The organism is Desulfosporosinus metallidurans, assembly GCF_001936615.1.
Classification (GTDB): Bacteria; Bacillota; Desulfitobacteriia; order Desulfitobacteriales; family Desulfitobacteriaceae; genus Desulfosporosinus; species Desulfosporosinus metallidurans.
In genome coordinates this window covers 48,587-61,499 of record NZ_MLBF01000002.1, presented here as the reverse complement: position 1 = coordinate 61,499, position 12,913 = coordinate 48,587, and the positions used below count along the sequence as shown (strand labels likewise).

Here is a 12,913-nt window from a genome sequence, read left to right as displayed (position 1 = left end):
AAAGGACTCCTTAAAATTATAGTTCCCGCTGACACTTATCATACCATTATTTTAAGATTAAGAACAAACTATAGGGGAGAAACTTGTTATTCACTTAAAAACTAAAGGTTGACAGAATTGAAGCGATTTGTTATTATAATACACGTTCTATAAAACGGGGCGTGGCGCAGTTTGGTAGCGTGCTTGGTTCGGGACCAAGAGGCCGTGGGTTCGAATCCCGTCGCCCCGACCACTGATTTTAAAGGGATCCCCAGTTTTGGAGATCCCTAATTTTACTTTAGTTGACCATCTTCTGACCCACTTATTTGCAGTAGTGTGCTTTGCAATATTAAGGTCAAAAGATGGTTAACTGCTTCGTCGTTTGAATTCAATTACCTTACCCCTTACCCATTTTCTTCTTATCCTCTGTTTTTTGCTCTGCAATTTTCACAAGTTCTTCTTCCATTTTGTCAAAAATATTATCAATGACATTGGCAGTTTCTACGGATGAATCCTCGATCATATCACCATAAATGTCCAGAGTAGTTGTGCTTTTCGTCATGGTCTAGTACATATTGCAATTCCTTTAGACTCAACTTTTTGCGACTCAGATAAACAAAAGTATGCCTTAGGCAGTGCGGACTTGCCTTTCTTCCTGCTTTCGCAGCGAATCTTCCCATCATTTTTGTGAAAGAATCTGCCCGGAGCATCGTCCCGTTTTCGCTAGGAAACAAAAGTCCCGTCTTCTTAAGGTCCTCGTTGAAAAGTATAGGATTAACTTCTTTCTCAAGCATTTTTCTCTGCTCACTGAGGTACTCCATTGCCTTTCTTGACAGCGGGACGTAGTGAATCTTCGTCGACTTGGTGTCTCCGATGCCTGTTGAACTATCGGATTCGTCAATCACGATTCTCCGATTCTCTAATTCAATCTCAGTATCCCTGAGTGCCAGAAGTTCCCCTCTGCACACCGCGGTTACAAGTATTAGTCGCATGGACTAGATCCAGCGACTATTTTTCATTGCCTCAAAAAGTGTGTGAAGTTCAAGAATAGATAATACCTTTTTTTGTTTAGAGTAACTGGCATGAGTTCAGAGACTAACTTCTTCAGGGGGGAACATAGCCAAAAAGAATCCAAAGCAAAAAGAACCGCCTAAACCTCCACCGAAGATTAAGTATGAGGATACAGAAAAGTTCAAAGCGATTGATCATATGATGCGGGATAACAGAGGAGTGAGCATAGTGCCATTAAGATCATTGCGCCGTTGTAAGCAGATAGGATGCCCACAGTTAACAAGGGATGCATGTGGGTACTGTGTTGATCACATACATGTAGCCAATGAACGTGACAAATATCGAGGATCAGCAAGGCAGCGTGGTTATTTCTGGCAAAACTGTAGCTTGCCAAAAACATAAATAGGCCTGCGAAAGATTCGTAAGGGATTTAGACAGAGAGCGAACAGAAGAGTTTCCTTTTGTTTTTGTCGAGGAAAAAGCCGAGCGATTCCTTGACTGGATGCGATTATTTAAACACCGTAAAGGTGTGCTCAAGGGTCAGCACATTGAGCCCCATATCATACAAAAGTTCGTATTCGGCAACATCTACGGATGGATCCATGGAGACACAGGATACCGACGATTCAATAAATATTACTGGCAAGTAGCCCGTAAAAACACAAAGTCACAAAGTCTTTCATGCGTTGGAAGCTATGAAGAAATGGCTTTTGGTGAAGGAGCTTCCGAGGTTTATTGCACAGCAACAAAAAGAAAACAGGCCTTTCACGTTTTTCATAGCATTTCAGTCAGATTTTCCAATATAAGGTTTAACATATTCTTTACACAACGTTCATGGAAAGGTAACAAATATAGTTTATGATAAATACAACAAGTAAGCACTGCAAAATAAGTTAAGAAAGAGTTGTATAGAATGAAATTGAGTATCGCCTTATTATTAATCGGTTTGATTCCCTCTTTAGTTAGAATGTTGCTATCTATTTATGAGTACTCAGACTAATTACTTTGATAAGCACAACGGATGATTACCCGTTAATTTAACGGTTTACATAAAGGGCCTTTTGACTCCTCCTTATTCTTCTATACCCCTCCTAGTGAGGGGATTTTTTTGTAAATAAACTCAGCCTCACCAAAGGTGAAGGCTATTTAAGTTAAACTGCTATAAGATAAGGTCACCCCTACACACTCCGGGCTTCATGATTCAACATGTCTGGATAATAAATCTTAACAACATTTTCACAAAATCTAAAGAACTAAGTTCAATTATTTACCGAAATTGTACAGATACTATTGACGTTCCAAATAAATAATTTTAGGAGGTAAAACACATGCAGTTCAAAAAAATCACTTTGTTAGTGGCAACGGAGGTCTTAGCGATTACACTGAGCGCTGGGGTTGCGTATGCGGTTCCGGGCAACAACCCAACTTCGAGCCCTACTGTTAATGCTGTTACTGAAAATGTCGGAGCTAAGGACAAGGTTGAAAAACATCGAGAATGCGGCGCGGAGTTTGCTGGAATTCTTGGCATGGATGCCAAGGTGCTTGGTCAGGAACTAAAATCTGGAAAGACTCTAGCTAAAATAGCGGCTGACAAAGGAATTGATATCAAAACCTTGACGCAAAAGGTTGAAGCGCAATTTAACGACAAAATTGACAAGGCTGTAGCAAACGGAAAGCAGACCAAGGACAAAGCGGCTGCCATTAAAGCGAAGACTTCTCAAAAAGTGGCAAGCGCAATAAACGAACCTTGGACAGGGCATAAAGGAGAAGCTGGCAAAGAAAACGTATTTATGAATGTAAGGCAGCAAATTCCTGCTTTGCTTGGTATGGATGCTATCCAACTAAAAGAACAACTTAAAAGCGGTAAGACTCTGGCCCAAATTGCGCAAGATAAAGGAATTGCGAAGGACAATTTGGTTTCCGATGTGCAATCCATTATGAAAGCGAATTTGGACCAGGCAGTGAAAGATAAAAAAGTCACTGCAGACAAAGCAACTCAGATTAAGAGCAAGCTCCCACAAATGATTGAACGCATGGTTACTCGTGTTGACAACGATTAATAGATAAGAGAAAGCCCCCCGGCAACGCTGGGGGGCTTCGGAATACTTAGGTATTTATTGTAACATGATTAAAGGATTTGGATTCCTGTTCTTTTCAGAGTATTATCGAGAAGTTACAGCGTAAACTGAGGAACCGCCGTGTACCGAACGGTACGCACGGTGGTGTGGGAGGTCGGCCACTCAAATAATGGGTGGCCTCCTACCCGATTTCGCCCCAAGGGCATGATATTATAAATTTAATGGAAAATTAGGAGTAGTTTTTGGCAATTGCAATTTCTCTAAAAGTAAATAATGGTGTAGTGCTTGTAGCAGATAGGTGGATGCACCAGGATAGTTCAAGACCCTGTCACAGGAAATACCGGAGCAGTTTAGTAGAATTTTTTAGAAAATAACTCCTAAAGCGATAAGAATTAAAATAGCAACTGCAATGATAGCTACACCGACGCCATGACCAACGCCGCCATAGCCATAAGAAGCAACTGGTGGATGACAACATGCTCCACCCATTCCACCGTAACCCATTCCGAACATTGGCAATTTCCTCCTTTCAAATTAGAATACAATTCCCATAGCGATAAGCAGAAGAATAATTACGACAACTACAGCAATTCCTTCAAAATGGAATTTTTCGCGACGACAATCATCTACATCAACACCACCGAATGCCATTTGCATTTCCTCCTTTGCTAAGAGATAGTACATAATATGCACAGGCTGGGGTATGTGGAACAATATGGTAATAAGATAACTCTTGAGGATTTGGTTGGTTTGATGATGGGTAATATCTAGTTTTTATCCCATCTCATGTTAAGTTTGAGCTGAGTGCTTGTAAGTGGTTTTTGTATAAGATGTAGAAGGGGAGAGCCCGTTAAGAAAGCCGTCCCATAAGATATGGACGGCTTTTCTGATTGGTTGCCTAGAAAATGAGTAGACTCATTTCGTGGTCATATTATATTTCTTGTGCTTATGCCCTCTGTTCCACGAAGTGGTCCCCTTGTAACAGTGGACATGAGAGACGCCGTATGCTACCCCCAAACTAGTCTCCCCTGCCATAGTGTGAGAGTGTTGATCATTGACTGATGTTACAAAAGAAAAACCGTGCACATGGTTAAGACCTGTTCTCAATTCACCCGCTCACCTCCCGATATTCATTATTTAGTCAGAGCTTCCATGAAAGCTTAATACAATATATGGATATTAATGGCAATCAGTGTGCTAGCCTCGTAACAAATCAAGCGCACCTCATACAAATGGAGTAGAGTAAAATTTTATCCAAATCAGCACGCTCTGGAAGCCTCTTCTCATGCTTGCTTGTCCAAAAAGGTTACGAGATTAGTTTAAGCTGGATATGTACAAATGGTTTTTGGTATAAGATGTAGAAAAGGGGGAGCTCGTTAAGCTCGCCCTTTTTGTTATATAAATGAACGGATAACTTCTTGTAAGTTAGTGGCTTGGTCCAAATAGTTAAAGAGTTGTCCATAACGTAAATCGATTGTAGACATATCGAAATCCTATCGACACAATGTTAAAATAGTGATAATCTTCATTTGTGATTAATATTACATTTAGCCTAAAGATAAGACAACGGAAATTAACTTCGGCATCAGTGATGAGACGTCACGCTCTCTTTTTCTATTACCAGCTGTATTTATTACGACAGAGGTATTATTAAGATTGGGAATAGTATGTCTGATCTAATGAGGAGGGGTAGTATATGTCTGAAATCGAAGAACTATTAAAGCAAGTCGAAGAATTGCACTTAAGCATGATCAAGATAAAAAAGGGTAATTCTTTAACGGATCAGAGAATCATGATTGAGAGTCAAATATTGGATATTATCTTAAATAACTACCAAGAAGTGTTAATGAAGAAGGTAAATCAGAATTAGAGACTAAAGGAGCCCTCGGCAATGCTGGGGACCTTTATTATCTACATATTACGACAATACATTACCTTTTATACGGTTGATATTATCGCTACATAGTACTAGAATATCCGAGTGCGCAAATTTATTATGAAAGAGGATGTTCTAAGTTGAAACTCACTGTCCTCGAACGAATAGAAGAACTAAGATTACAAATGCAAAAAATTGCTTCAGATAAAGATCTTACGGACACGAGAGTGGTAGGGGTTAGCGAAAAGCTTGACGTATTGATTAACCAGTTTTATATTGCCAAGAAAAGAAACAATGATCTTGATTTAATCTAGTTCATTTAGTAGTTCGGATTCAACCAAAACCTCACAAACTCCATAGGCTGTTTCCCTTCATCGGTCAGTATCTTTCCTCTACCATGGCATTTCTTACAAATGAGGAAGATTGGTTCGTCTGGTTTATGCGGGATCATCCTTTCAATGAAACGTCCCTCGTTGCCGGGGGCTTGATTCCTTCCAACCCCTGTTGTATTCTATTTTAGCCATTTTGCGTTCGAGTGATTTCTCGCGTCGTAAGAGCTTGGCATTGGGTGGAGTTGAAGGTGAGGGATTTCGGGCTATTTTGCTCCCAAAATTGTAGCTCTCGCCAGTCCCCGGAATGCCCAACGTAAGACCCCGTTTGCTTTTAAGGTGATGCCTTTGGCGTTCTTGAAACTTGTAGAGTTGACACCTTTTTTACCTACATTTAACTTATAGTGGTTTTTTGTTGTTTGTCGTAGTTCGATTTAGTCGCAAATTGTAATTACTATTTTAATATAAATAAAGTCAATAATGCTTAAATCAGCTATTCACTCTACTCTACATTATGTCACACGCTAAGACATCGTATGAGAAAAATAGCTCCCGCTAATCCCCACACGGAGAGGCTATCTAGATTGCTACGTGTTATATTTTAGGATATACTTTATACGACCCTATAACACAAAAATGTTTTGAGGTGCTTTATATAGAGGAGAGAAGAAATTTGAGGAAAATAGGGATCGTCATGGATTCTACAGGATATTTGAGCAACGATATCCTAGAACAATTTCAGATTAACGTCGTACCCCTCACAGTCAACATCGGGGATGAAACGTTTTCTGAACTTGAATTATCCAATGTTGTTTTTTTTGAAAAGTTAAGTCATATCTCGGGTTTGCCCACAACTTCACAACCTCCCGTCGGCTCATTTCTTCAAACCTATGAATCGTTATTTTCGCAAGGCATTGAGGAGATTGTAAGCATTCATCTCTCTGCAGCAATAAGTGGGACACTGCACTCTGCTCAGATGGCGAAAGATTTGGCATCCAGCCCGAATATCCACATTTTCGATTCGAAGTCCTCTGCGTTGGGGCTAGGTGCTCTCGCTTGGGCTGCAGCAGAATGGGCAGAAGAAGGACTACGTGCATCGGAAATTATGATGAACCTTGATAATTTAAAACAACAGACTGAACTCTATTTCATAGTCAATTCGCTCGAAAATTTGCGTAAAGGCGGTCGAATCGGAGGGGCAGCAGCATTGGTGGGCACGTTACTGCAAATTAAACCAATTTTATATTTTAACCAACGCGCAGAAATCGACGTCTTTGATAAAGTGCGGTCACGTTCGCGGGCTTGGCAACGTGTCCTCGATGAATTAACGAGGGCTTTGTCTACGGGAAAACGCTACCGTATTTGTGTTATGCATGTCAATATACCTAAAGAAGGAGAAACCTTACTTAACGAACTTCAGATTCGCTTTCCAGAGCATGAGGTTCGTTTATTCGAAGCCGGAGCTGTTATTGCGACCCATGTCGGATCTGGCGCATTTGGACTGACGTTCCATCCTTGGCCCCTCGTATAAAAATTAAAAAATTGCAAGGAGAGATAGCCTTATGTCCAATTTACTTAAACTACTGCAAGCTGGTCCCTTAAATCTCAAGAATCGTTTAGTTATGCCCCCTATGGCTCCTTTCCGCTATCATGAACCCTCGAAAAGGTAGTCTCCCACGCGAACTAACCCTGCAGGAACTAAAAGAGATGATTAATCAATACGGGGGGGACGTTCACGCCCGAATACGAATACACCTAGAAATTATTGAAGCAATTCGGGTAGAAGTTGGGGATGATTTCCCAATCTTATTGCGATTAGGTGCTTCGGATTATCTTGAGGGTGGAACGAGAATTGAGGACAGCCAAGTAGCAGCACGTGAATTTGAGAAGGCTGGTATTAATGTTCTTGATATTACAGGAGGGTTCTCAGGATATCAGGTGCCTGGACTCGTCGGTCAAGGTTATTTTTCCCCTCTTTCAGAAGCCATTAAGAACGTAGTATCCACTCCAGTAATTCTCACAGGTGGAATTACCGAACCCCAAGCCGCGGAACAGTTATTAGCAGAAGGAAAGGCTGATTTGATCGGCGTAGGAAGAGCGATTCTCAAGGATTCGCAATGGGCGGAACGTGCGATAGTTTCCTCTTCTTTCACAAAACTTTAACAACTGTTCCAAGGAAAATTGATTTACTTAACGAATAGTTCTCTAGAGATGCAACACATCCGTTTTTTGGGAGGTAATACCTTCTTAAGGTATTACGTAGTAATTAGTTAGCCTAAAGTTATACTCAATAATAACAAATATAAGAAAATTCTAAATATTAAACAATTTACTGAATATTACAATTGTCCTTAGGTTTAATTATTCATTAAAAAGAAAAAAAAACAACAAATAAATTCAGAAAGTTTGCAGGATTTGAAAAATAAAAAAAGAATATAATATTTAAAGGACATTGTCTTTCAGAAGAAGTCTTTAGAATAAACACCCAGAAGGAGTGCAAGCCGTTGAAAATCGCAATCTCGGGCAAAGGTGGGGTTGGTAAAACCACGTTTGCTGCAAATTTTGCTCGCTGGCTATCGCGACAGGGGACAACAGTTTTGGCAGTCGATGCGGACCCCGATGCCAGCCTTGGCTCAGTCATGGGAATCTCAGATGATGTTCTAGCGGATTTAAAACCCATTGTCGACATGAAAGAACTAATTGAAGAACGAATGGGTGGCAGCGGTACCTTTTATCCTTTAAACCCCAATGTGGATGATATACTTGACGATTACTGTGTCTCGGTGGGTCCAATTCGTTTTTTTCGTATGGGCAACATCAAGGGGGGAGGAACCTCGTGCTATTGTAAGGAAAACAGCTTTCTCCAAGCTTTGGTCAACTCATTAATCCTTGGGGAACAAGATACCGTTATTTTAGATATGGGTGCAGGCATTGAACAACTCACACGGGGTACAGCTATGGGCGTTGACGTCTTAGTCATCGTTACCGAACCAAGTAAAGTTAGCGTACAAACTGTAAAAGTTATTCAACAACTCGCACTTGAATTGGGTATTCCTCGTGTGGTTGTCATTGGTAATAAAATACGCAATGCTAAAGATGAAGTTTTTCTTAGAGACCGCTTTTCTTCAGAACAGCTGATCGGCCTGATCCCTTACAGCGACGAACTGTTGGAAATGTCCATAAATACAGGCAGTGATGAATTGCCTGAAGGGTCTCTGGGAGTTAAGCTCAATACAATCTATCAAAAGATTACCGGTGAAGGGAGATGAAAGAGGTTTTCGCTTGGAGAAATGAGAGTAATGAGAAGAAATATTAAAAAAGAGGAGGTTGTAAAATGCCTAGATATCGGGATTTGACCCACACCGCCCGTCCTTCGGACGCTCCACGAGTCGTTGATCCTAAGAATCCCATTCGTACGACCGACCCTGGCGCACTGCAAATGTTAAAAATGATTCAGGATAGAAAAATCGAGACGGTTTATGACCGCGTAGTTGCACAACAACCGCAGTGTACTTTTGGATATAATGGAATTTGTTGCCGGATTTGTATTGCCGGTCCTTGCCGCGTGAAAAAGGATGAGGGTCCTAGTAGTCGAGGAATATGCGGTGCAACTGCTTACACCATCGTTTCCCGTAACTTAGTCCGAATGATTGCCGGAGGAGCCGCATCTCACTCAGAGCACGCGCGCCATGTCCTGCATACAGCTCATGCTTTAGTCGACGGACATGCCGACGATTATGAAATTAAATCCCCTGCTAAGCTTCAAAAACTAGCTGAAAAACTAGGAGTTGCCACCCTCGACCGTGAGGAGAAAGACATCCTTAGAGACGTTGTAGAGATTGGGTATGCAGATTTCGGACGCTACCAAGATCGTCCACTTGCCTTTCTGGACTCCTTCTTGACCGAGGGACGACGTAAGAAATTCCAGCACACTAATATCATGCCGAAGAATATTGACGGATCGATTACTGAGCTCATTGCACAAACAGCCATGGGTGTTGACAGTGATCCTGTAAATATCATTTTCGGGGGTCTTAAAAGTTCTCTTGCCGACTTAGGCGGGGAATATATTGGAACAAGTCTCAGCGACGTTTTGTTCGGAATCCCCGAACCCATCGTCTCGGAGGCCAATCTAGGAGTAATCAACCCAAAAATGGTGAATATAGCTGTCCACGGACACAACCCGGTTTTGAGCGAAATGGTTGTTGCGGCAGCGCGAGCCATGAAAGAAGACGCCATTAAGGCTGGAGCTGAAGGGGTAAATATCGTAGGGATTTGCTGTACCGGTAATGAGCTGCTCATGCGCGAAGGAGTTTATCTAGCAACCTCTTCCGCTTCGCAGGAAATGGCCATATTGACTGGCGCTTTAGATGCAATGGTCGTTGATATTCAGTGTATCTATCCTGCTGTGCAAACCGTTGCGGAATGTTACCATACCAAGGTTATTACTACAGAATCTATTATGAAAATTCCTGGTGCCCAACATATCGCCTTTAATACAACCTCGGCTATGGCTGATGCCAAGAAACTTATTAGTATCGCTATTGAGGCATATAAGCATCGGGATCCTAAGAAAATCTCCATTCCTAGCGAAAAGCACAAGCTTGTAGCTGGGTTCAGTGTAGAAGCGCTCATGGAAATTTTCTCAAAGATCTGCCCGGAACGTCCGATTTCTGTGCTAACAGATGCTATCTTGAGCGGACAGCTCAAAGGGGTCGCTCTCATGGCCGGATGTAATAATCTTAAACGTGCCCAAGATGAATCCCACATTACTGTCTTAAAAGAACTCGTGAAAAATGACGTTTTTGTTATTTCTACCGGTTGCTCATCAGGAGCTTATGCTAAGTTTGGTCTAATGTCCCCCTTAGCTGTTGATGCTTATGCGGGTGAAGGTCTTAAAGCGTTCTTTAAAACTCTAGAAGCTGCAAATCCCCAATTGTCAACTGGTCTTCCACTAGTCTTCCATGTTGGCTCTTGTGTGGATAACAGCCGTGGCGCAGATTTGGCTGTCGCAATGGCTAATGAACTGGGTGTCGATATCCCGAAAGTTCCCTTTGTAGCCTCTGCTCCGGAAGCTATGCATGAAAAAGCTGTTGCGATCGGTTCGTGGTGTGTTTCACTCGGGTTACCTACTCACGTCGGATCTCTGCCGCCTCTTGAAGGAAGTGACCTTGTCTATGGTATCGCGACCCAAATTGCTCATGACGTGTTCGGTGGTAATTTTATTTTCGAAGTAGACCCTAACATTGGTGCAAAAAAACTCTTAGATGCGCTAGAGTATCGGACTTGGAAGCTGGGTATCCATAAAAAGGCTGCAGAAAAAAATAACACGGCACTCGCCCAAGGTTGGTAAGAAAGGAGGAACGTTTATGTCGATGGAAGAAATTTACGCAGATGCAATTAAAGACCCAAGCATTCAACCTAAAAAATTGTTACGGAAAGCTTTAGACGGCACGATTATTGCCATGACGTATGCAGAAATCCTGCTGAATCGTGCGATCAAAGATTTTGGAACCGAACAAATCATCGGTTATCCGGATACTGCCTACCACCTCCCGGTCATCACCTGCCTTTCTGGCGAAAAGGTGACCAAATTGGGTGAATTGGTTCCTATTCTAAACCGCATGCGTACTCAGGTTCGCACAGAACTTACCTTTGAAAATGGAAGACTTTGGGGAGAATCCGTCCTGTATGCCGCTGAAATCATTGAGACAATTAATTATCTGCGTGGAGATGAACCTAAAGTTAAACCATGGACAGGATTTTTAGGTGATCCTGTTGTACGGAAACATGGAATCAAAATGGTTGACTGGACCATACCAGGGGTCGCGGTTATTCTCGGACGCGCTAAAGATTCACAAGCTGCGAAGAAAATTGTTGATAATTTAATGGGTAAAGGGTTTATGATCTTTCTGTGTGATGAGGTCATTGAACAGTTACTCGAAGAGAACGTTAAAATTGGGGAGGACTACATTGCTTTCCCCTTAGGAAACTTTACTCAGGTCATTCATGCTGTAAACTATGCTTTCCGGGCAGGTCTCGCTTTCGGCGGAATTCCGGCTGGAGAACGAGAAAATCATCGGGATTATCAACGGCGCCGCATTCGGGCTTTCGTTCTTCATCTAGGAGAACTTGATGATGTCAAAGTGGCTGCTGAAATGGGTGCAATTTTCATGGGTTTCCCAGTTTTAACGGATCAAACCCTCAGTGAAGATATGCAAATCCCTGATTGGTATATTTCTGAACCTGATTATGAAAAGATTGTTCCTTTAGCCTTAGAAGTACGTGGAATCAAATTAACAAATATTGAAATACCAATTCCAGTAAACTTTGGCCCTGCCTTTGAAGGAGAAACTATCCGCAAAGGGGATACGTACGTCGAATTTGGCGGAGGACGGACAACAGCCTTTGAACTCGTCCATATGGTGGGACCAGATGAAATCGTTGACGGTCAGGTCACGGTTATCGGTCCTGAAATTGATAGTGTTCCAGAAGGATCCAAACTTCCTTTAGGAATAAGGGTCGACATTTACGGACGTAAGATGCAGGAAGATTTTGAAGGCGTTTTAGAGCGTCGAATCCACTACTTTGCGAACTATGGAGAAGGTATTTGGCATGTAGCCCAACGTGATTTGTGCTGGATACGGGTTTCCAAAGATGCTAGAGCAAAAGGATTCTTAATGAAACACTTTGGTGAACTCCTGTTGGCCAAGTTGAAACAAGAATTCCCAGCTATTGTTGACCGTGTCCAAGTAACCATTACGACAGACAAGGCAGCTGTAGATGAAGGTCTCATCAAAGCTCGTGAGCGTTATCGGGCTCGTGACGATCGTATGAAGAGCTTAACGGATGAGAGTGTCGAAGATTTCTATTCCTGTTTACTTTGTCAGTCCTTTGCCCCCAACCACGTCTGTATTGTCACTCCTGAGCGGGTTGGCTTGTGCGGTGCGGTGAGTTGGTTGGATGCCAAAGCATCTTTTGAGATTACGCCAAATGGACCGAATCAACCTATCCCAAAAGGCCCAGCGATTGATGAATTAAAAGGTATGTGGCAAACGTGTAATGATTATTTATTTAAAGCCTCTAACAACACCTTGGAGGAAGTAAACCTCTATACGTTAATGGATAAACCAATGACCTCGTGCGGTTGTTTCGAGGCCATCATGGCAATCGTTCCAGAAGCCAACGGTCTTATGCTTACGACACGTGAACATTCCGGAATGACCCCTTGCGGTATGACGTTCTCTTCGCTCGCTGGAACATGTGGCGGTGGGATGCAAACTCCTGGCTTTATGGGTATTGGACGCACTTATCTCCTCAGTAAGAAATTTATTCCTGCTGATGGTGGAATTGCCCGTATTGTCTGGATGCCCAAAGAACTGAAAGAATTCTTGCGCGAAGATTTTGTTCAACGCTCCATCGACGAAGGGTTAGGTGCAGACTTTATTGAGAAGATTGCCGATGAATCCATCGGAACCACCGTAGAGGAAATTATACCTTTCCTTGAGGAAAATGGACACCCATGCTTTGCTCTTGAACCACTAATGTAGTATTAGAAAACATGATACCAAGACCCCTACTTGAATTTCTTAGGGGTCTTGGTAGACAACCGAATTACCTAAGTCAACTTAGAAAGGGGT

12 protein-coding genes, 1 tRNA gene and 1 pseudogene are annotated in these 12,913 nt (G+C 42.2%); 10 read left to right on the top strand and 4 right to left on the bottom strand.

Annotated elements, in window-relative coordinates:
• Positions 1-155: 155 nt before the first annotated feature.
• A tRNA-Pro gene (locus DSOL_RS01650) sits at positions 156-232 on the top strand.
• A 144-nt stretch (positions 233-376) separates the two neighbouring features.
• Here DSOL_RS01650 and DSOL_RS29410 read toward each other — a convergent pair.
• Complete coding sequence (locus tag DSOL_RS29410; RefSeq protein ID WP_282433516.1) at positions 377-502, bottom strand: hypothetical protein; 126 nt, start codon at positions 500-502, stop codon at positions 377-379.
• A gap of 1 nt (position 503) precedes the next feature.
• Complete coding sequence (locus tag DSOL_RS01645; protein WP_075363150.1) at positions 504-971, bottom strand: site-specific integrase; 468 nt, start codon at positions 969-971, stop codon at positions 504-506.
• 521 nt (positions 972-1,492) lie between these two features.
• On the opposite strand from DSOL_RS01645, the gene DSOL_RS29910 reads away from it, so the two are divergent.
• Together DSOL_RS29910 and DSOL_RS01635 are read left to right on the top strand one after the other, a co-directional pair.
• Positions 1,493-1,852, top strand: a complete 360-nt coding sequence (locus DSOL_RS29910) for a terminase large subunit domain-containing protein (protein ID WP_207649595.1) — start codon at positions 1,493-1,495, stop codon at positions 1,850-1,852.
• Between the two features lie 466 nt (positions 1,853-2,318).
• Positions 2,319-3,050 (top strand): hypothetical protein, encoded by a 732-nt coding sequence (locus DSOL_RS01635; RefSeq protein WP_075363149.1) that lies wholly within the window; start codon positions 2,319-2,321, stop codon positions 3,048-3,050.
• A gap of 381 nt (positions 3,051-3,431) precedes the next feature.
• Here DSOL_RS01635 and DSOL_RS27795 read toward each other — a convergent pair whose 3' ends face one another.
• Both DSOL_RS27795 and DSOL_RS29905 read right to left on the bottom strand, forming a co-directional pair.
• Positions 3,432-3,581: a hypothetical protein gene (locus DSOL_RS27795; protein WP_170871416.1), complete on the bottom strand. Its 150-nt coding sequence runs from the start codon at positions 3,579-3,581 to the stop codon at positions 3,432-3,434.
• A 402-nt stretch (positions 3,582-3,983) separates the two neighbouring features.
• Positions 3,984-4,175 (bottom strand): YmaF family protein, encoded by a 192-nt coding sequence (locus tag DSOL_RS29905; RefSeq protein WP_075363148.1) that lies wholly within the window; start codon positions 4,173-4,175, stop codon positions 3,984-3,986.
• 589 nt (positions 4,176-4,764) lie between these two features.
• Between DSOL_RS29905 and DSOL_RS01625 the strand changes: the two genes are divergently transcribed.
• The 7 genes and pseudogenes from DSOL_RS01625 (at position 4,765) to acsB (ending at position 12,823) form a co-directional block, all read left to right on the top strand.
• The gene (locus DSOL_RS01625) at positions 4,765-4,938 is read left to right on the top strand and encodes a Spo0E family sporulation regulatory protein-aspartic acid phosphatase (protein WP_075363147.1); all 174 of its coding nucleotides are present in this window, start codon (positions 4,765-4,767) and stop codon (positions 4,936-4,938) included.
• Between the two features lie 146 nt (positions 4,939-5,084).
• Positions 5,085-5,258, top strand: a complete 174-nt coding sequence (locus DSOL_RS01620; protein ID WP_075363146.1) for an aspartyl-phosphate phosphatase Spo0E family protein — start codon at positions 5,085-5,087, stop codon at positions 5,256-5,258.
• A gap of 688 nt (positions 5,259-5,946) precedes the next feature.
• Positions 5,947-6,804, top strand: a complete 858-nt coding sequence (locus DSOL_RS01615) for a DegV family protein (RefSeq protein WP_075363145.1) — start codon at positions 5,947-5,949, stop codon at positions 6,802-6,804.
• A gap of 182 nt (positions 6,805-6,986) precedes the next feature.
• Positions 6,987-7,436: pseudogene (locus DSOL_RS01610) on the top strand (oxidoreductase); the annotation flags it as partial.
• A 341-nt stretch (positions 7,437-7,777) separates the two neighbouring features.
• Positions 7,778-8,542 (top strand): ATP-binding protein, encoded by a 765-nt coding sequence (locus tag DSOL_RS01605; RefSeq protein ID WP_075363143.1) that lies wholly within the window; start codon positions 7,778-7,780, stop codon positions 8,540-8,542.
• Between the two features lie 65 nt (positions 8,543-8,607).
• The gene (gene cooS, locus DSOL_RS01600) at positions 8,608-10,626 is read left to right on the top strand and encodes an anaerobic carbon-monoxide dehydrogenase catalytic subunit (protein ID WP_075363142.1); all 2,019 of its coding nucleotides are present in this window, start codon (positions 8,608-8,610) and stop codon (positions 10,624-10,626) included.
• 16 nt (positions 10,627-10,642) lie between these two features.
• Positions 10,643-12,823: an acetyl-CoA decarbonylase/synthase complex subunit alpha/beta gene (gene acsB, locus DSOL_RS01595; RefSeq protein WP_075363141.1), complete on the top strand. Its 2,181-nt coding sequence runs from the start codon at positions 10,643-10,645 to the stop codon at positions 12,821-12,823.
• Positions 12,824-12,913: the final 90 nt, after the last annotated feature.